Genomic DNA, 18,248 nt, shown 5'->3' with positions numbered 1-18,248 from the left:
CACGAAACGAACCTGCTGATAGGTCGGGAGGATAGTAAAAGCTTAAGAGCAGAATCTTCACGTGCAGTCACCAACGAAGATATGTAGTTATGGGAGCACCGTTTGATGCTGCGCTAAAACATTGGTTTTGCAACGAGTACCCGAACCGCGGGTGCCAGGTCGCATCTCTCAGGACGGAAATAGTCGGGGCGGAAAATTCTACTCTCACAACGTGATCGCCTATTGTTCCCACGAATTCGCTGTCGCGCAGATGCTGGAAATGAACACTCGGACTAGCAAACACCCGTGATATCGCATTGTTAAATCGCCCGGTGAACTCATCAACAATTGTCAAGCAGTCAGGTTCGAATTGCCAGTGACGAGTATGAATTGCACGGCCGGGTAGGCGACAATAACCGTCATGTGAGCAGGTTATTTTCAAACGATTGCTCGATTTTTGAACAAAGAGTCCTGTGGGCTCAGCACGTCGCGCAACCCGGAATCCTCCCCACACTTCAGATGAATCGCATTCGTCGATCACGACAGTATTGTGCGCGGCAGTTGCACGCTGTCGCGATCGTTCTGGACCGACGCCGTATTCCGAAGTGCCCGAATTCACAAAAACGCGGACGTTATCGATTGAAGCTTCGAAGCTCAAAATATCGGCGTGTGCATGCCCTGGTTGATAGTCGGCGCCTACTTGCCCGACATCTAAGATCGCTACAATTCGACCCTGCTGAATCCTGATAAAACCGCTCTCGGCAAGATGATAAATATCATCGGTTAGTTTGGAAGGGGGGGGAATCCCCAATCTTCGCGCGTACTCGGCGAGCTTCGAAAAGGGGGAGGCAATCCCAAATGCAGCATCGTTAAAAAAGGATATTTCACCGTCTGGATGCGTCATTATTGATAGCCAACGCAGCATGCGACGAGCGAGTTCTGATTCGATCGGAGGTGAGCCATGGAGCCGGTGACCGTAAGCGCGGCAAACGTTGTAAAGATCAAGAATGTCTTCGAGTATGAGCGCGTGATACATTGGAGAGAGTTCGAAGTGTCCACCATCAGGCAATATCTGCTCTTCAATTTCTTGCCGCAGAATGTCTAGGCCGATAGATAGCCAGCGCTCGGCGTCCGCTCCCCTGAAAAACAGACCGGAGAAAACAAGAGCCTTTGCATTCACGAAGAGATGGTTTCCTAACAAGTGATATTCGAGACGTTTGCTAAGCCAATCTGTTTGTGCCGCAATACTGTTAAGCATCGTTGATGAAGCAACATTGCCAGCGAGGATCCACTTGATCCAGTTTACGATCCGTAACGAAGTTGGATAGGGCTCCCAACCAGATCCGTGAGCTGCCGGATTTTCAGAGATCCAACGATCGATAAGAATTCGATGTGTTTCGGATCGAGAGGTGGAATCGATCGCCGACAGGTCGTCAAAATAGTGGAGATTGTAGCGCCAGAGTTTGTCGATCGCGGGGTTGTCCCACCCGATTTCATCGAGGTGGAGGGTGCGGTTGAGAAAGGTGAAACGGTCCGAACCGACGAGACTGATCTCGCGATCTACGGGCGCTATCCACTCTTCTGGTCGATCCGAGATGTCTGAGCTTACTTTTGAATGACGAGGACTGGCAATTCGAAATCGAACACGCGCAATGAGCTGCGTGATCCGAAGGTGACGAATTGTATGCCAATAAAGGCTAAGCGTCTTGGTCCATTTCAAAATCGTGGTGCGCAAGGTATCATTCCGGTTCGCGCATTATAGCTTTATAGCCATCGAGGATGGCATCGACGTGGCGTTGCCAAGTGTATTTCGACAGTGCTTTATTTCGGGCGTTCGCTGCAATATGCTCGGCCCATTCGGGCCGTTCGACAAGAAAGCGTATACCGGCAATCAAATCATCGACACTTCCCGGAGCCCCAAGCACCGCAGTTTCCACATTTGTCTCTTGAGGCGACGCGCCTAGCGCGGGAAGGTTGTTCACATCAAGGCTGGGCGAAAGAACCTCACCGATCTGGTCGAGGCGAGATCCATAAATGCCTCTGCTCATCGCCATGTATTCGAACAGTTTCGTCGGTGAACCAAAGAATTTGCTGCCATCGGTATTTGCTACGTGTGGCGACAAGAATAGGTCGGCCGCGGCCAAATGGAGCGCGGCCTCGGTTTGCGGCACGAGTCCAGTCATAATGCAAATATCTTCTGCGCCGGCATCGCAAATTGTACGGCGCACTTCGTTCATCTTCAGCCCGTCCCCGACCAGCATAAATCGACAATTGTGTCGGTTGATCCATTCTCTATCGTCTGAGCACATCTGTGCAATTGCTCGAGCGAGTACATCGACCCCGTGCCATTGCCCAAAAGTTCCTATGAATGCGATAAGCCGCTCTTTAGAAGTTATGCCATAGCGGGCTCGAAGTTTGTTGCGTTCTGCCAAGCTGAAACACGCCGGATCGAAGATCGCTGGATCGATGCAGTTAGGGTAGGTCACGATCCGTTTAGGCTCGACGCCCCGCGAGATAAGCTCGTCGCGCAAGACGTTCGAAATGGTCACTATTAAATGCGCGTGACGCAACATGGCTTCTTCGGCCATTGTTGCAAGCCCATGAAATCTCATTTGGCGGCCCCAGTTTTTGGCGACCCACGTTTCTGATCCGTTATATTCGACTATCAATGGTAGTTGGTATTCTCTCGATAGCAACGCACCCAAGTAGTTCGCTGCTGAGAGCCTTTGGTAAATGACGCCGTGTGCGTGGCCGGCAAGTAGAGGACGCACTGTTTTTGCAAAGATGTCTTGAAATCGGTAATTGTTAAGTTCGTATGGAAGGCCGAATGTCCGCGGTGGATTGACATGTTGCAGTTTGACTTTCGAATCGACCATGACCGGTTGCTCTGCGGACGCAAGCGTAACCGGATAGCCGGCGTCCTGGAGACCGTTGACTACGCCCGCGATGTGACCAATCGATCCTCCGGCTTTTATCCCCATCCAAAGATTGGTTTTCAGATAGAGTACCCGTTGATTGTTCTTCGGCGAGCGAAGAGCAAGGCGAGGTGCTTTCAATAAGGTCTTCAACTCGTTCGTAGACATGATGGCATGTAAAGCCAGCCGCATGCTGGCGCCTACGAAGAGAATAAAATCTACAACAGTTGATAGACGCGAGATCTTAGTCACCAGTAGATCGGGATGCACGATCTCAATGCGCTTTGCGCGCGTAGCGCCAGCCACGAGCTTGACGATGGGAAGTAGCGCGAGGCTGCTGTCATCTTCCAGCGGAACCACGAGGCGATCTGGCGCGATTTTCCGGAGGGTTCTAAGGAGGCCAATCGGATTCGGCCCACGTAGGTCGTTCAATGTGGCCCGATCGAAGGTCCCGTCAATTAAAGCGGTCAAATCGCTCTGGAATTTTTGCGATAACGGATAAGCTGAGAGTACTAGCGTTTTAGATGGCATGCTCTTGGTTGCCTCGGCTGTCTTTCTGGTTGATCGCCACGTGGCGAAGTCTATGGGCTAAGGCTAAAGCCGATAGGAAGATTGTTGTGTGAGCGGCTGACAAGGCGATCATCGCTCCTACTCCATCGAGTTTGGGAACAAGGATCAATGAGACGGCGATCTCGACTAAAAGTCCTGCGCTCCAGATCGCAATAAGCGCCAGAGGGAAGCCTATCGACGCGAGGAATTGCGAAATGACCACCAGCAAACCAACGGCGAAGCTGCTAGGTAGTCCGTATAGCATGATCTCATACGCTGCCTCGTGGGTCTGACCAAATACAATAGAGATGAGCGGTTGGCCTGTCACAGCCGCTCCAGCGCAAATCCCAAGCATAAGCAGAGCGACGCGACTTAGGCTCTTCCTCATTTTCTCGTAAGGGCGCTCGGATGTCAGAATAGTTGGAAAGAGGACGATCGCGACCGCGGTGGGAATGATTCCAAGCGTGTCTAGTATTTGTGCCGCGATTGACCATTCTCCCATTGTGGCCGATCCTGAGGTCCATTGAAGGTAGATGGCGTTAAAACGCAGGACGATAAAGCCCAGTAAAGTCGTGATGTAGGCGCGGGCCGCGATATTCAGTCCGCGGCGAAACAAAGCGAAATCGGGTCTCGCAAAGCCGCCACTCAGGGAATGAAGACGCAAGAAAAGGGGGGCGCAGGCGATGATCGACGCTGCTGCAGCTCCAGCAAATGCTGCCTCAGCGCTGCGCCAATATGCTGCGGCACCAGCAATGCATGCAAGTGCGAGCGATCGGTTCATGATTTCAAAAACGTTGAAGTCTCGATAGTGCTTGATCGCGACCAGCAAATTGACGCCGAGCATATAATACATGCTGCCGACCACAAGTACGCTCGCAACTCCCGCCAACAAGGATTGAGTTAAGGTGGAGGTGTGATGAGCAGGAGTAGTGATTGCGAGAACGAGCAGAGAGATGCCGCCGACGAAGATTGAACAGAGGAGCGCATTGGCCGCCAGCGGGCCAAGAAGCGTTCGGTCGCGTGCCAAGTAAAAAGTATTGCTGGATGCGAGACCGAAATTACCGAATTGAACGGCGAGCCCTGCTAGAGTTGTCCAGTAAAAGAACACGCCGCGTCCTTCCGCTCCGAGCAGTCGGACGACGATAACACTCGACAGGAGACCGGTTAGAACGAGTAAAATCCGCGTTGCTGCGGTGATTAGAATACTTTGAAACAAGACACTCATCGCCACTTTGTGCAAATCGCAGATCGATCTATCAGATCAAGCTGAAGGCTGAAACAAGAGCCGACCCAATCCAAATCAGACGTACTGGATCTGTCTGGATGCTGACTAAGATTAGGCGAGCTCGAACGTTGATCCGGTCTGTAACCGTGATGCGATACTGCCGCGGTAAAATTCTTAATTGCAGGAATTATATCTTTATCGTTGCCGTTCGTTCAAGATCAAGCTAACTCGCTGCGATATAGAACAGTTTATTGGGTGGGGACGCTTTGACGAAAGTATTGGTCGTTTTTGGCACAAGGCCGGAGGCTATCAAGATGGCACCGGTCGTGTCGGCATTGCGCCAGAGTGATCGTCTGGACGTTCACGTGTGTGTCACCGCCCAACATCGTGAAATCCTCGATCAAGTCTTGGAACTATTTGCAATAAGAGCGGATTTGATCTGAACGTCATGCAGCCAAATCAGACTTTGGATCAGCTGACAGCGCGAATCCTGATTGGAGTGGGTGGTGTTCTGGATCAGTTGAAGCCAGATGCAGTCTTGGTCCATGGAGACACGACCACTACGCTTGCCGCGTCGCTTGCGGCGTTCTACCGCCAAATTCCGGTGGGGCATGTTGAGGCCGGCCTCCGCTCTGGGTCACTTTACGCGCCTTGGCCGGAAGAAATGAACCGTAGAGTGACAACGCTTGCTGCAAAATTTCATTTCGCTCCAACGCCGCGGGCGAGGTTGAACCTTCTCGCCGAAGGGATCGATGAGGCCTCGATCCATGTGACGGGCAACACGGTCATCGACGCTTTGCTGGAAATGCGTGGACGGATCGATGGTTCGTCGGCGCGTCGCGCCGATTTGGAGCGTCGTTTTCCGTTCATTGATCAGGACGGGCGTCGTATGATTCTTGTGACGGGCCACAGGCGGGAAAATTTCGGCACCGGGTTCGAGACCATCTGCGCTGCATTGCTCCGAATCGTTAGTGAGCATGACGTGCGAATCGTCTATTCAGTCCACCCAAATCCAAATGTGCGCCAGCCTGTTGAACGCCTGCTTGGGGCAAACGATAAGATAACGCTCATCGATCCCCAGGACTACGAGCCTTTCGTGTTCCTGATGCAGCGGTCTTATCTCATCATTACGGATTCTGGAGGTGTCCAGGAGGAGGCGCCGTCACTCGGCAAGCCTGTTCTTGTCACGCGGGAGAAGACGGAGCGGCCGGAAGCGGTCAGTGCTGGGACTGTTATTTTGGTCGGGACCGATGCAGATCGGATTTTTGGTGAGGCTTCGAGGCTATTGACTGATGCCGCTCACTATCAAGCGATGGCGCAGGCAATTAATCCTTATGGCGACGGCCTCGCTGCCTCGCGTATTCGATCCGTTCTGGAGAACTAAATGCAACGTCCGTTTCAATCTATCTGCGTCGTCGGGCTTGGCTATATCGGTCTGCCCACCGCGGCGGTTATTGCGGCGAATGGTGTGAAGGTTATTGGCGTCGATGTTCAGCAGTCCGTAGTCGACAAGATTAATCAAGGGGAGATCCATATCATCGAGCCGGATCTCGATGCTGTGACGGCGCGTGTGGTGCAGCGTGGGGCGCTCCACGCGGTTACGCAGCCACGGGAAGCAGATGCATTTCTGATCGCTGTCCCGACTCCGTTTCATGACAATAAGGCCGATCTGTCTTATGTATTTACGGCGGCGGATGCGGTTGCGCCAAAGCTTCGCCCGGGAAACATCGTCGTTCTTGAATCGACATCTCCTCCTGGTACGACGGAGATGCTGATCGAGAAGATGGCTGCGAAGCGTCCGGATTTGCGTTTTCCCAAAAAGGGGGCAACGGAAGTCGATATTTTCGTGGCGTATTGCCCTGAACGCGTTCTTCCCGGCCGCGTCCTCACTGAATTGGTTGAGAACGATCGAATTATCGGCGGGGCCACCACTGAGTGCTCGGAGCGCGCTGCTGCCCTTTACCGCATCTTCTGTAAGGGCGAATTGCTCGTGACAGATTCTCGCACCGCCGAGCTTTGCAAGCTAACGGAGAATTCATTCCGGGACGTCAATATCGCTTTCGCAAATGAGCTTTCTCTCGTGTGTGACAAGCTTGGCGTGAACGTCTGGGAACTGATCCGGCTTTCGAACCATCACCCACGCGTCAAAATTCTTCAGCCCGGCCCAGGTGTCGGTGGACACTGCATTGCTGTCGATCCGTGGTTTATCGTCGAAGCGGCGCCGCAACAGGCGCGCCTTATTCGAACTGCGCGGGAAATCAACGACAACAAGCCGCATTGGGTGCTCGACAAGGTCAAGGCGGCTATAGGCGGTCATCGAGGTGGACGCCCGCGGATTGCTGTCCTTGGCTTGAGTTTTAAGCCCGATGTCGATGATTTGCGCGAGAGCCCGGCGCTCCACATCGCGACGATGCTTGCCGAGTTGGAGAATTCGAAATTGCTCGTTTCCGAACCGCACGTTGCGGCCCTGCCTAAAGGCCTCGATGGACGCTCTCACGTGACGCTTTTGGAGGATCATGCCGCCGCGATCGCCGAAGCCGACATTGTTCTGATGCTCGTCAATCATCGCCAGTACTACGAGATGCCGGCTGATCTGTTGAACGGGAAAGTGGTCATTGATACGCGAGGCGTTTGGGCGTGAAACAGTTACTTGTTCGTTCCGGAAAAGTATTCGTTCAGGATGTCCCGGCTCCGACCGTTGGTCCGAGAAATGTTTTGGTGCGGGTCGAGCGATCTTGCATCTCGGTTGGAACCGAAATGGCGGGCGTTCGCATGTCGGCGTTGCCGCTTTATCGGCGTGCTCTCAAGCAACCTCACCATGTGAAAAAAGCGCTGCAGTTGATGCGCGATCAGGGAGTGATGCGGGTCTATAACCAGATCCGCGGGCGCCTCGATGCTGGACTTCCCACCGGGTATTCGGCAGCAGGTGTGGTTGTCGAAGTCGGTTCGGAAGTGACGGGCATTGCGGTTGGCGATCGTGTCGCGTGTGCGGGGGCAGGAATTGCCAACCATGCCGAGTTGATCGATGTGCCGGTCAATCTCACCGTTCCTGTTCCTGACAACCTCGGAATGGACGAAGCGGCAACGGTGACCCTTGGGGCTATCGCGATGCAGGGGGTGCGTCGTACGCAGCCAACTCTGGGTGAGACAGTAGTCGTCGTCGGGCTTGGTATTCTCGGCCAGATCAGCTCGCAATTGTTCAAGGCACATGGGTGTCGCGTCATTGGCAGCGATATCGACGAAGGCCGGATCGAGGTCGCGCGCCAGAATGGCCTTGATGTCGGTATCAGTGCGAAGGACGGTGATTTCGTCCAAAGAGTTCTGAAACTCACCGATGGTTTCGGTGCCGATGCGATCGTTATCACTGCTGCTGCACAATCGAGCGAGCTTCTTGCGCAAGCCTTTCAGGCCTGTCGCCGTAAGGGCCGTGTTGTGGTTGTTGGCGACGTAGGCCTCAATATCGCTCGCAACGATATCTATGCTAAGGAAATTGATTTCTTCATTTCGACCTCTTACGGACCGGGGCGATATGATCCCGTGTATGAAGAAGAGGGAAACGATTATCCGCTGGCCTATGTCCGTTGGACCGAAAACCGCAACATGGCGGAATATCTGCGCCAGCTCGCGGCTGGGGGTGTCTCTCTCAAGAATATGATACGGGAGCCGTTCGACATTGATGTCGCGGAAACGGCTTATGAAGCCCTGAAGGTTCCGGGCGAAAAGCCTCTTCTGGTTTTGCTCAAATACGCCGAGCGCGCGGAAGCGCGTGGCGCAACGTTGAAGCTCCAGACTCCAAAGACCATCGAGGGACGTATTCGCCTGGCGCTGGTCGGGGCGGGCGGTTTTGCTCAGGGCATGCACCTGCCGAACCTGCAGAAGCTAACGGACCTGTACGAGCTGCGTACTGTGGTCAGCCGCACCGGGCTTTCGGCGCGGACCGCAGCGGAACGATTTGGCGCGGCAAACGCCACAACTGACTATGCTTCCGTGCTTGCTGATCCAGAGATCGATCTGGTGTTGATCGCCACCCGGCATGATCTTCATGCCGGCATGGTGATGCAGGCGCTGCGTGCTGGAAAGAATGTGTTCGTAGAGAAGCCTCTCTCTCTCAACGAAGAAGAACTAGCAGAGATCGAGGCGTTCTACGCAGAGACGGCAAATGCGCCCTTGCTGATGACGGGCTTTAATCGGCGTTTTGCACCGGCGATCACATTAGCGCGGAAAGTCCTCGCCAATCGTGCGTCGCCCATTATCGTCAATTACCGGATGAATGCCGGCTACATTCCTAAAGATCACTGGGTGCATGGGCCTCAGGGTGGTGGGCGCAATATTGGAGAGGCGTGCCACATCTATGATCTCTTCAATGCGCTGACCGGCAGCTTGCCGACAGAAGTGAGCGCGACGTCCATCTCGCCGAGCTCTGATTACTGGCGTCGAGACGATAATTTCGTGGCGACCGTCCGCTATCAAGACGGTTCGGTGTGCACCCTCACATACACTGCCATGGGAGCGAGAGATTATCCCAAGGAGCGCGCTGAGATCTTCGCAGACGGCAAGGTGCTGACCCTGGATGATTATAAGTCTCTGACCGTTGCTGGTGGTTCGGGAGACTGGAAGGCAAGTGTCATCGAAAAGGGGCAGCTTGAGGAGTTGCGCGCATTAGCCGAAGCCTTCAGGGCAGGCGGCAATTGGCCGATCTCCATGGAAGAGCAACTTGCAGCAACGCGCGTGAGCTTTAAAGTTCAGCGGCAGCTGTCCTCTTAGTTCGAGTGAGCTGGCCCTATCACTGATCTGGAAGACGTGATTCGATGTGCGGAATTGTTGGTGTATTTGCTTTTGGGCAGCAGCGTCGTGTGTCGTCTGATCTCATCGAGACGATGCGCGATAGCATGGTTCATCGCGGGCCAGATGGCGGTGATCTGTGGATCTCCCAGCAAGAACATGTCGGCCTTGGTCATCGACGGCTGTCGATTGTCGATCTGAGCAACTCCGCAAACCAGCCTATGCCGAATGAAGACGGCCGTGTCTGGATTACGTTCAATGGCGAAATCTACAATCATACGAGCTTTCGTCAGCCATTGGAGCAGGCTGGACACGTATTTCGGACCAATCACTCCGACACGGAAATTCTCGTGCACGGTTTTGAGGAGTGGGGGATCGATGGATTGCTGTCCCGCATTTCCGGCGATTACGCGTTCGGCCTGTACGATTCCCGCGACGATTCTCTGTTGGTCGTGCGCGACAATATCGGTGTGAAACCGCTCTACTTCATGGTTTTCAATGGCCTGTTTGCCTTCGCATCGGAAATCAAGGCGCTTCTCGCTCATCCCGAAGTTGAGCGCGACATCGATCCACATGCGATGTTGCACTATCTGAGCTTTCTAACGACGCCGGCGCCCATGACCATGTTCAAGGGCATCTATAAGATTCCGCCAGGCTGTTATCTCAGGGTTGCGTCTGACGGGCAGATCAAGATGCATCGTTACTACGACGCGGTGCCTGGCAAAGGAAACGTGCCCTCGGATTTGTCCAGCCTCAGCGAGGCCGCGCAGGAAGATTTCTACGTTCAGGGAATTCGCCAGAAACTGCACGGAGCGGTTGAACGGCGAATGATGTCGGACGTGCCATTCGGTGTCTTCTTGTCGGGTGGCATCGACTCGTCGACCAACGTTGCGCTGATGAGCGAGTTTACGGATCAGCCGCTGAAGACCTTCACCGTCGGCTTCAAAGATTTTCAGCATTTGAACGAGCTGGACTACGCGAAGATCGCGTCAAAACGCTTCAACACTCAGCACCATGAAGTGTTGATCAGTGAAGCGGATATGATCGGCTATCTGGAAAATCTGATTCATCATCAGGATGAACCATTGGCGGATTGGGTCTGCATTCCGCTCTATTTTATCTCCAAGCTGGCGCGCGAGAGTGGCGTGACCGTCGTGCAGGTTGGGGAAGGGTCCGACGAGCAGTTTTCCGGATATGCGAGCTACATGGGCTATCAACGCCTTTACCGGAAGTACTGGGAGCCTTTCAGGCAACTGCCGAAGTCTGTTCAACGGCTCGCCGCAGCGACTGCGATCGGTGCTTCGGCATTCAAGCCGGAATGGACAGTCTATGCCGATATCATCGATCGCGCGGCGCGTGATCGGGAGCATTTCTGGACCGGTGCAATGGTGTTCTGGAACACCGACAAGGACCGTCTTGTGCGCTATGATGCGCTCGGCTCCGGCGACCATCACAAGCCGATGATCGAAGCGAATATTCTGGATCCCAAATATCTCGTTCCCGACAGCTTCAACGTCGTGAACTCTTTCTATGCGCCATTCGACAAAGCGTATCCCCGACAGGATCCGCTGACACGTATGATTCATTCCGAATTCCGGCTTCGATTGCCGGAATTGCTTCTGATGCGCGTCGACAAGATTTCGATGTCCGTCTCGCTCGAGGCAAGAGTTCCTTTCCTCGACACGGAGCTCGTCGACTTCTCGTTCGATATTCCCGAGGAGTGGAAAACGAAGAATGGCGAAGCCAAGTACATTCTCAAGAAAGCGGTCGAAGATCTCATCCCTCATGAGCTGATTTATCGCAAGAAGATGGGATTCGGCGCGCCGATGGCCGACTGGTTGCGTGGTTCGTTCGGAGAGCACGTCGAGCGTTCTGTTACGGGCTCGGAGCTTCTCTCGCGGGGCTATTTCAATCTGGATTTCATCAAGCAGCTGTTTTCCGATCATCGCTCAAAGAAGAGAGATACGAGCCTGCAGATCTGGACGCTCTACAATCTGACGGCCTGGTACGATTACTGGATCGGTAACAAGTCTGCCGCCAGGGCTTAAGCAATGAGCGTCATCAGTCGTCTGAAACGACTTGCCAGTAAGCCGCCGACATATGTCGTGCGCCGGCTGTTGCAAGAACTACGCATGCAGTCGGAACGTATTGTCGCGCCGGCGTTCGCGCGAACAATGTCCGGCCGTCGTTTGGCGCGCTGGGGCGGGCAGGCGTCGGTTGATGGTCTCTGGAACAAGCTTGCGTCTCATCCATATCCGGCACGGACGCAGCTTGTCGATCGACGAGCGTACGATCGTTCTTTTCCGGGGAGTGCAGAGATCATTTTTGCCGCAGCTGAGCGTGCTCTGCGGCACGAGGTCGATCTTCTCGGTACCGGTCTGGTCCGGATGGGGACGGACATCGATTGGCTGCAAGACTTCAAGACCGGTGATCGCTGGCCCGTTCAATTCTGTAAGGCGATCGACTACAACAACAAAGGGCGCCCGAGCGACGTCAAGATCCCTTGGGAAATATCGCGCCTCCAGTGGTTGCTTCCGGTCGGCCAAGCTTACCTGTTGAGCGAAGGGGACGAGCGCTATGCTCAAGGCGCGCGCGCCGTGCTGGAAAGCTGGATTGACAACAATCCTTACGCTTACTCGGTCAATTGGTCCTGCACGATGGAGCCGGCGCTCAGGCTTCAAACATGGACTTGGCTCTTTCATGTTTTTGCTAAGTCTCAGGCTTGGAGCGCCCCCACGTTTCGAGACAAATTTCTGACATCCCTTTATCTTCACGGTGCGTTTACGGAAATTCACATCGAGCGCTCGACTATCAATGGAAATCACTTGACGGCAGATGCAGTCGGGATGGTCTTTGCCGGATTGTTCTTCCGCGGCATTGGAGCTGCGGAGCGATGGCAGCACGAAGGATGGCGGTCGCTCAATGAGGAGATTGCCTCGCAGGTCCATCTCGATGGTATCGATTTCGAAGCCTCTGTTCCTTATCATCGCTTGGTTGCCGAACTTTTCGGGATGGCAGCTCGATATCGCCTTGCTTCGGGACTTTCAGTCGAGAAGCCCTATGCGGACCGACTTGCGGCTATGGCTCACTTCACCGAGAGCTACAGTCGGCCTGATGGTACGAGTCCTCATTGGGGCGATGCGGACGATGGTCGCTCCTTACCGCTGGGAACGCAAGCGTTGAGCGATCACAGGTATTTGCCAGGTCTGATCGCGAACACGATCGGCGCTTCGAGCTGGGCAGGGACTTACGGCGACGAACTCTTCTGGCATGCGGTGCCGGACGATGAGGGCGTAACCGATCTGCCCATGACATCAACGCGGTTTGATGTTGGTGGGGTTTTTATATTAGCGGACGCGAGTAATCACGTTTTCATCGATTGCGGGCCTGTTGGATTGGCTGGGCTTGGCGGCCATGGCCACAATGATGCTCTTTCTTTTGAAGCTTGGCTTCAGGGCGTACCCGTTGTGGTAGATCCCGGTTCTTACGTCTACACCGCCGATTTTGACGCACGAAATCACTTCAGATCAACCAGCATGCACAATACCGTGCAAGTGGACTGCGAAGAAATTAATCGGCTTCACGCACCCGATAATCTTTGGAATTTGCATGATGACGCGCGCGCGCGCCTGATCGAGTTCACCGCGGATCGCGAGACTAGCCGGTTCCGCGGTGCGCATTCGGGTTATGATCGTTTAGCTGATGTGACCGTGATACGGCGCAGCATCACGCTCGATCATCTGACAGGGATGTTAACGATAGAGGACTTCGTGGATGCCGCGGGTGAACACACGCTTAAAGTACCGCTTCATTTGTCATCCGAAGCGGACATCGATCGGTCGAGCGGTCAGTTTAATATTCTCGTTCGTGAAAAGCGTTTTGCTCTGTCCTGGGAAGGGGCAGATTGGGAGCTTCATACAACCGAGTCTAGCGTATCGCCGTCGTATGGGGTTCGGATCCCTGCGCAAGTGATCGTGTGGCAAAAACGCTTATCGGGATCAGGGCAGCTTAAGATAATGCTACGCCCAGCTTAGCACTTGTTCTTGTACCTTTGCTGTCCTTCGAGGGCGATTGTGGCCGCTCCGCATCTAACCGGATTATATGCTTTCCGTTTCCCGGTATTTAAGGAGCGTTTCCAGCTCGGCCAGTTCTGATCGCTTCTTTGGGAATCAAACTTGCGGCCATCAACATCATGCAGCCAAAGCCCCAGACGATGTTGGAGCTAACAGAGAAAGACGCGCCGAAAATTGCTGCCTTGACCATGAATGCGGATATGGCAACCAAGCAGGTAATTTCAAACATACCCAGACTACGATCCTGAACTAATCTATATGGCGAATAGAGCGCGAGAATGAGGAATGAAAGTAGACCGAAAACCCCACTTTCAGCGAAGCGCATCAGCAGCATGGTATGAGGTGCCGTAAACTTCGGCTCAATGATCGGGTAGACACCGTAGCCTACTCCCGAAAGCCAATGATCTTTTGCTATTGTGAGTCCAGTACGCCAGGACTCCGCTCGATCCTCGCCCGATTGCTCAACGGTCGATACATCCAAATCTGATGCAGATTCTGCGCCGGGAAGCGGGGTGGTCTGAGTTGCAGGAGCGCTCAGGATCGGTGCGCTCCCTATATCAACGTCATTGCTCGGCGTTTTAAGTCTCTGTGCATCGGTGTCGCCGGTTGGTGTGGTTGCCGCCCCAGTCGATGCCGACTTGTCTTGGGGCTGTTTTCTTTGCGCTTCGATCTGGACCTCTCGTGAAAAGGTGGAAACTCCTGACGCAAAGTAGGAGAGGATCGAACTGTCCATGTGTATCAATCCGAGTAAGGCCAGTATCGACAGTATCGATCGGCTTATCTTTCTCTTTACGGAGAGATGGAAATAAAGAAGCGTCAGAAGAGCAGCCATGACGGAGAGCAGTGCTCCGCGCGAGTATGTAAACAAGCCAAGGTAAAGCAGTGTCGCAAGTGCAATCCCTGCAACGTACCGTTTCCGAACAAATAAGATGCTTCCGGCAAGAAGTGGGATTAGGAGCGCCCATAGAGATGCGTAATTATCGATATTCCCATATCCGTGCCGAACACCGCTCGGTAAAAGGACGGGCAGCGCAGCTTTGTACAAAAGAAAATTGCCCGCGCTGGGGAACACTAGGAACGACCCGTATGCTGATATGATTTCGAAAGCTTGGTAAGCACTGACGAGTAGGACACCAAGCACAAATAGCGCGCCGGCCTTTACCATGAATTGCCTATCTGGGGCGTATGCGAGAAACAAGTATAACACACAAAACGGTATGAAGAACTCAAGAGCTCCAACATCAAGGGAACGCAAAGGATAATTGGAAAAAGCGGTAGCTAGAGCCCATCCAAAGAGCCCGATCCAAAATGAAACACGGATGGTCTTTGGAATATGAGGGCTCTGTTTCGTTAATGCTGCCACAATGAGCATTATGAGAATGATTAGTTCGACGACCCGATATGTCTTAAGCTCCGTGATGGGGCCGAATTGAAGGAGCGGCTGGACCGGAACGATGAACGAAAGGCCCAACAGGATTCGGTTTGGCAATTCGGTGCCATTTTTTTTCAAGGCCAGGCCTGTCAAGACGGGTAACCTGGCGTACTTAGCAGCCATCCCCGGTCAGATGAGGTAGTGCCGATCAGGTAATGCCGAGCCGAAGCATTGCCGATTGCAAATTTCAACGGCAGCGTAGCGACATTGTTTCGATTGTCCGTGGAGGGGGCGGCGATTTTCAGTAACTTTCTGCAAGTAGCCAGTACCGGCCAGATCTGCCTTGATGTTGGATCGATAATTCTCCGTGAAACGGGCGAGTATGACCCACGGGAATGGCAGTAGTTCACGGATGCCAATTCAATCGCCTCTGCTGGCTCAAACCGAAAAATCTGATCGTGCACGATTGTCGTCGCAATGACAAAAAATGACCGCGCGAACCCCGCCTGCCAGATGAAATCGAAGGCTGGGCGCCTCATTTTCTGTTTAACCCATTGCGTTTGAAGTTGCGCTCTCCTAGCACCGCAAGCAGCAAGATTACAACATTCTCGTAGGCTGCTGATGATCCAAGCGCGTTAACGAGCCAACGGTGGGCCGATTTGCGCTACCTCGTAAGCGTTGCGACAGGTGAGGGCGGAGCCTACGGGGATGAATCCCGCAGCATTTGCGGCGCGAAAATGCAAATGGAAATTGTTCAGTTTGGTGGCCGCAGCAGTGGCGCTGATGTTGCCGCTTCTTCACGGCCTAACTTAGCGGGGCCGCGTCCGGTTGTCCGCTCACCCGCCGATTGACCGTAGCGTCCAGCGCGTTGCTGTGTCTGATATCGGACGTTGTCGCAAAAGCATCCTGTGTTAAGTTCGTCCTTTCTAATCAACTAGGCACTATGCGGCGCGCGCGAGGTTTCAGCCGGGCAGTCCTGTCCAGCGACGCGTGGCCCAGCGAGCGATTGAACTGCGGCATTGTTGCAGAAAACCGATAGGCCCGGTTATGTGTCTTTTGATCCGAAAAGCTGCGCGTGGCTGCCAGTCTACCGCTGCAGGCGTGGCGCTGGGATCGTTGAAAGGCCGTTGCGAATGTTGTGACTTCTCTTAACAAGCGGCGCCTCGCGCGCGCCGCGCAAGAAGCTGCGCGAAAACGGCTGCATGCTGCGCGTCTCTGTATTTTCACCGAAGAACTGATTGTGCAGGATGACCTGGCCACAGTTGCCCTTGTCTGTGTTATGGCTTTTCGGCCTCAATCAGCAGAAACAGGCCGAGGCGGCGACCCATGGTGCGGATAGTCTTGCGCGGCCAAATCTTACGCAGGATCGACAATGCCGCACCCTTATGGCGTTGTCCGGCGTCGCCGGTCAAAAGATCTCCAGGGCTCAATTCCGTATGCATCGCGACAACCTCGAGTCCAGAATTCTCGATCATCGCCTTGGCTTCAACGTAACTGTAGGCCTTGGTTCCGGGGCTTTCCAGATGCTCAGCATAGACGGATGTGAGGCTGCGGCAAAATCTGCCGTAACGCAGCCAAAGCAAAGCGCCAACAAAGGAGTACCTGTGATAAATCATGATGCGAGCTTGGCCCTTTGGCCTCAGTACGCGAGCGACTTCATTTATTGCTTGTTGCGTATCGTTGCTGTGGTGCAAAACGCCCCAACTGTACACGATGTCGAAATTCGCGTCTGGAAATGGCAAGGCTTCTGCGTCGGCGACCTGTAGTTCTGATGAGAGGCCATAGAGCGATAATCGTTCGCTGGTTAGGTCGATACCGTGCGGCGTGAGATCGATGCCGCATAGCTTGCGTGGCGATTTACGCGCCCACTGCTCGTGGTCGGCGCCCATGCCTACACCGATTTCAAGCACGTCCCGATTAGTGGCGGCGACAAAGTTCGCGAACGGCGCGATGAAGGGCTCAAGTTTGTAGCGCGTTTCGCGTTGCGCGGCGAACCGATCTGCACTCGTTCCGCCAACGGCGTAGGCTGCCTCGCCGCAGGCGGCAGCATCCCAAAAATCGCGGACGTCGATGTTTGTCACCTATTGGCTCCCTGCTTGCCTTACGGCCTCGGCCATCATGCTTACGAGTTCTGATGCACCAATGAACCGATGAAAACTAGGCGATGTTATCACTCTTGAAAACACATGCATGCGAATAGAAATCTGCTTCTTCACTGGGCTATTCACGAAAATGGATCCGGGCACGCGAGTAAGCGGTCCTAGCGCGGCCGTGGCCGCGCGTTCGGTATCGGCCACCGTAGCTACCTACTCGATATCCGAGCGACGTCGCGCTTGTCACTGCTTTGATAAAGTGGGCCTTGTCTCGCTGCGTCATCTGCCAGATCAACCGAGGGATAGAGCGTTTGTTGTCACTCAACGCGGCTTTCGACGATGGCTTCGCTCGTGCGCCGACGAAAGAGACTGGAGATGACGCACGCATGGATGGTTGCGAAGCATCGTCTATTCGGATGGAGCAACGCAAACTCTCGCAATTTTCGTTGCGCCGATCAACAGCGATTGGATCGTCCACCGGCCATCTGCCAATAAGCTGTTAGCGTCACGTATGATGAAAGCCGTCTCGTCCCGACATTTCGTAGGATGTCCGAATCTTCGCGCCCCACAGTCCTTACGCCTAAAGGGCGGTGCGCTCGATCAAAAGCCAGGACCCCATGGCAATTGCTCTGGTCACAGCAAACACGATTGCCCAAACGTATGGCGGTCCACGGAATCTGAATGAAAATACCGCTTGTACGATGAGCATGTAATACGAATATGAGGTGTCCTTGTTTGTGAATCTCTCTTATATCAGGGCAAGAGTTCCGCAATCAAGACCTGTCACTCCACAGCGCAGTCCGCCCTTGGGTTGTGATTAGTGGCACGCGATGATAAATTTGCTTAGCTTAGATGCTGGTTGGGGCGGGGCAGGGCGGTATGGCGGATGGTTACGAGTCGGCGCGCTTAATTATTGCGACCGCGTCATTAGACGAGTTTGTGCTGCCCGAGTACATCGGCGCAAGGGACGATCTCGACTACCTGAGGGATTGGGTCGTTGGTCAAGTGACCGAGATCTATGACGTCGCTGCCAGCGTGTTCGATACCGCAACCGTCTTGTCCACCACCATTCTCCGCGATTTCGTTCACCGCGCGCTCTATCAAGTTTCCGATCCCGATTTCTTGGACGATATCGTTCAGACGCCGGAATTCGCCGGCTGGGGGGATGTGGCTCTCGGATTCCGATATCCGGCCTATGGCTTGTGCGCCCTGATGGCGTGGCAAGAGTGGGAAGTATTCCGCTCCTTCGGCTATCAGACG

11 protein-coding genes are annotated in these 18,248 nt (G+C 54.0%); 6 read left to right on the top strand and 5 right to left on the bottom strand.

Annotation, left to right across the window (positions count from 1 at the left end):
* Positions 1-67: 67 nt before the first annotated feature.
* From ACIQ17_RS18945 to ACIQ17_RS18935, 3 genes are all read right to left on the bottom strand, one after another.
* The gene (locus ACIQ17_RS18945) at positions 68-1,714 is read right to left on the bottom strand and encodes a heparinase II/III family protein (protein ID WP_398470614.1); all 1,647 of its coding nucleotides are present in this window, start codon (positions 1,712-1,714) and stop codon (positions 68-70) included.
* A gap of 4 nt (positions 1,715-1,718) precedes the next feature.
* On the bottom strand, positions 1,719-3,254 hold the full coding sequence (locus ACIQ17_RS18940) for a glycosyltransferase family 4 protein (protein WP_398470613.1): 1,536 nt from the start codon (positions 3,252-3,254) through the stop codon (positions 1,719-1,721).
* Positions 3,255-3,414: 160 nt separating this feature from the next.
* Positions 3,415-4,668 (bottom strand): oligosaccharide flippase family protein, encoded by a 1,254-nt coding sequence (locus ACIQ17_RS18935; protein WP_398470612.1) that lies wholly within the window; start codon positions 4,666-4,668, stop codon positions 3,415-3,417.
* 448 nt (positions 4,669-5,116) lie between these two features.
* Between ACIQ17_RS18935 and wecB the strand changes: the two genes are divergently transcribed.
* The 5 genes from wecB (at position 5,117) to ACIQ17_RS18910 (ending at position 13,484) form a co-directional block, all read left to right on the top strand.
* Positions 5,117-6,052, top strand: a complete 936-nt coding sequence (gene wecB / locus ACIQ17_RS18930; protein ID WP_398470611.1) for a non-hydrolyzing UDP-N-acetylglucosamine 2-epimerase — start codon at positions 5,117-5,119, stop codon at positions 6,050-6,052.
* Complete coding sequence (wecC, locus tag ACIQ17_RS18925) at positions 6,053-7,309, top strand: UDP-N-acetyl-D-mannosamine dehydrogenase (RefSeq protein WP_398470610.1); 1,257 nt, start codon at positions 6,053-6,055, stop codon at positions 7,307-7,309.
* Between the two features lie 116 nt (positions 7,310-7,425).
* Positions 7,426-9,432 carry a bi-domain-containing oxidoreductase gene (locus tag ACIQ17_RS18920; RefSeq protein ID WP_398470609.1) on the top strand — a complete coding sequence of 669 codons (2,007 nt, stop codon included), beginning with the start codon at positions 7,426-7,428 and terminating at the stop codon, positions 9,430-9,432.
* Between the two features lie 44 nt (positions 9,433-9,476).
* The gene (gene asnB, locus ACIQ17_RS18915) at positions 9,477-11,498 is read left to right on the top strand and encodes an asparagine synthase (glutamine-hydrolyzing) (protein ID WP_398470608.1); all 2,022 of its coding nucleotides are present in this window, start codon (positions 9,477-9,479) and stop codon (positions 11,496-11,498) included.
* Positions 11,499-11,501: 3 nt separating this feature from the next.
* Positions 11,502-13,484, top strand: coding sequence for a heparinase II/III family protein (locus ACIQ17_RS18910; RefSeq protein WP_398470607.1), 1,983 nt, complete (start codon positions 11,502-11,504; stop codon positions 13,482-13,484).
* Positions 13,485-13,572: 88 nt separating this feature from the next.
* On the opposite strand, the gene ACIQ17_RS18905 is transcribed toward ACIQ17_RS18910, so the two are convergent.
* Complete coding sequence (locus tag ACIQ17_RS18905) at positions 13,573-15,048, bottom strand: O-antigen ligase family protein (protein ID WP_398470606.1); 1,476 nt, start codon at positions 15,046-15,048, stop codon at positions 13,573-13,575.
* Positions 15,049-16,172: 1,124 nt separating this feature from the next.
* Positions 16,173-16,976 carry a class I SAM-dependent methyltransferase gene (locus tag ACIQ17_RS18900; protein ID WP_398470605.1) on the bottom strand — a complete coding sequence of 268 codons (804 nt, stop codon included), beginning with the start codon at positions 16,974-16,976 and terminating at the stop codon, positions 16,173-16,175.
* Between the two features lie 891 nt (positions 16,977-17,867).
* On the opposite strand from ACIQ17_RS18900, the gene ACIQ17_RS18895 reads away from it, so the two are divergent.
* The coding region (locus tag ACIQ17_RS18895; RefSeq protein WP_398470604.1) for a hypothetical protein at positions 17,868-18,248 on the top strand (381 nt) is incomplete at its 3' end.

It is taken from the genome of Tardiphaga sp. (assembly GCF_044340795.1).
In the GTDB taxonomy this organism is placed as follows: Bacteria; Pseudomonadota; Alphaproteobacteria; order Rhizobiales; family Xanthobacteraceae; genus Tardiphaga.
Note: the sequence above shows the minus strand (reverse complement) of the source record. Positions and strands in the feature narration are given on the sequence as shown.

Excerpts from the sequence above, each read along its gene's own strand:
- asnB (WP_398470608.1), top strand. The coding sequence starts at position 9,477 with ATGTGCGGAATTGTTGGTGTATTTGCTTTTGGGCAGCAGCGTCGTGTG.
- ACIQ17_RS18910 (WP_398470607.1), top strand. The coding sequence starts at position 11,502 with ATGAGCGTCATCAGTCGTCTGAAACGACTTGCCAGTAAGCCGCCGACA.
- wecC (WP_398470610.1), top strand. The coding sequence starts at position 6,053 with ATGCAACGTCCGTTTCAATCTATCTGCGTCGTCGGGCTTGGCTATATC.
- wecB (WP_398470611.1), top strand. The coding sequence starts at position 5,117 with ATGCAGCCAAATCAGACTTTGGATCAGCTGACAGCGCGAATCCTGATT.
- ACIQ17_RS18935 (WP_398470612.1), bottom strand. The coding sequence starts at position 4,668 with ATGAGTGTCTTGTTTCAAAGTATTCTAATCACCGCAGCAACGCGGATT.
- ACIQ17_RS18920 (WP_398470609.1), top strand. The coding sequence starts at position 7,426 with ATGGCGGGCGTTCGCATGTCGGCGTTGCCGCTTTATCGGCGTGCTCTC.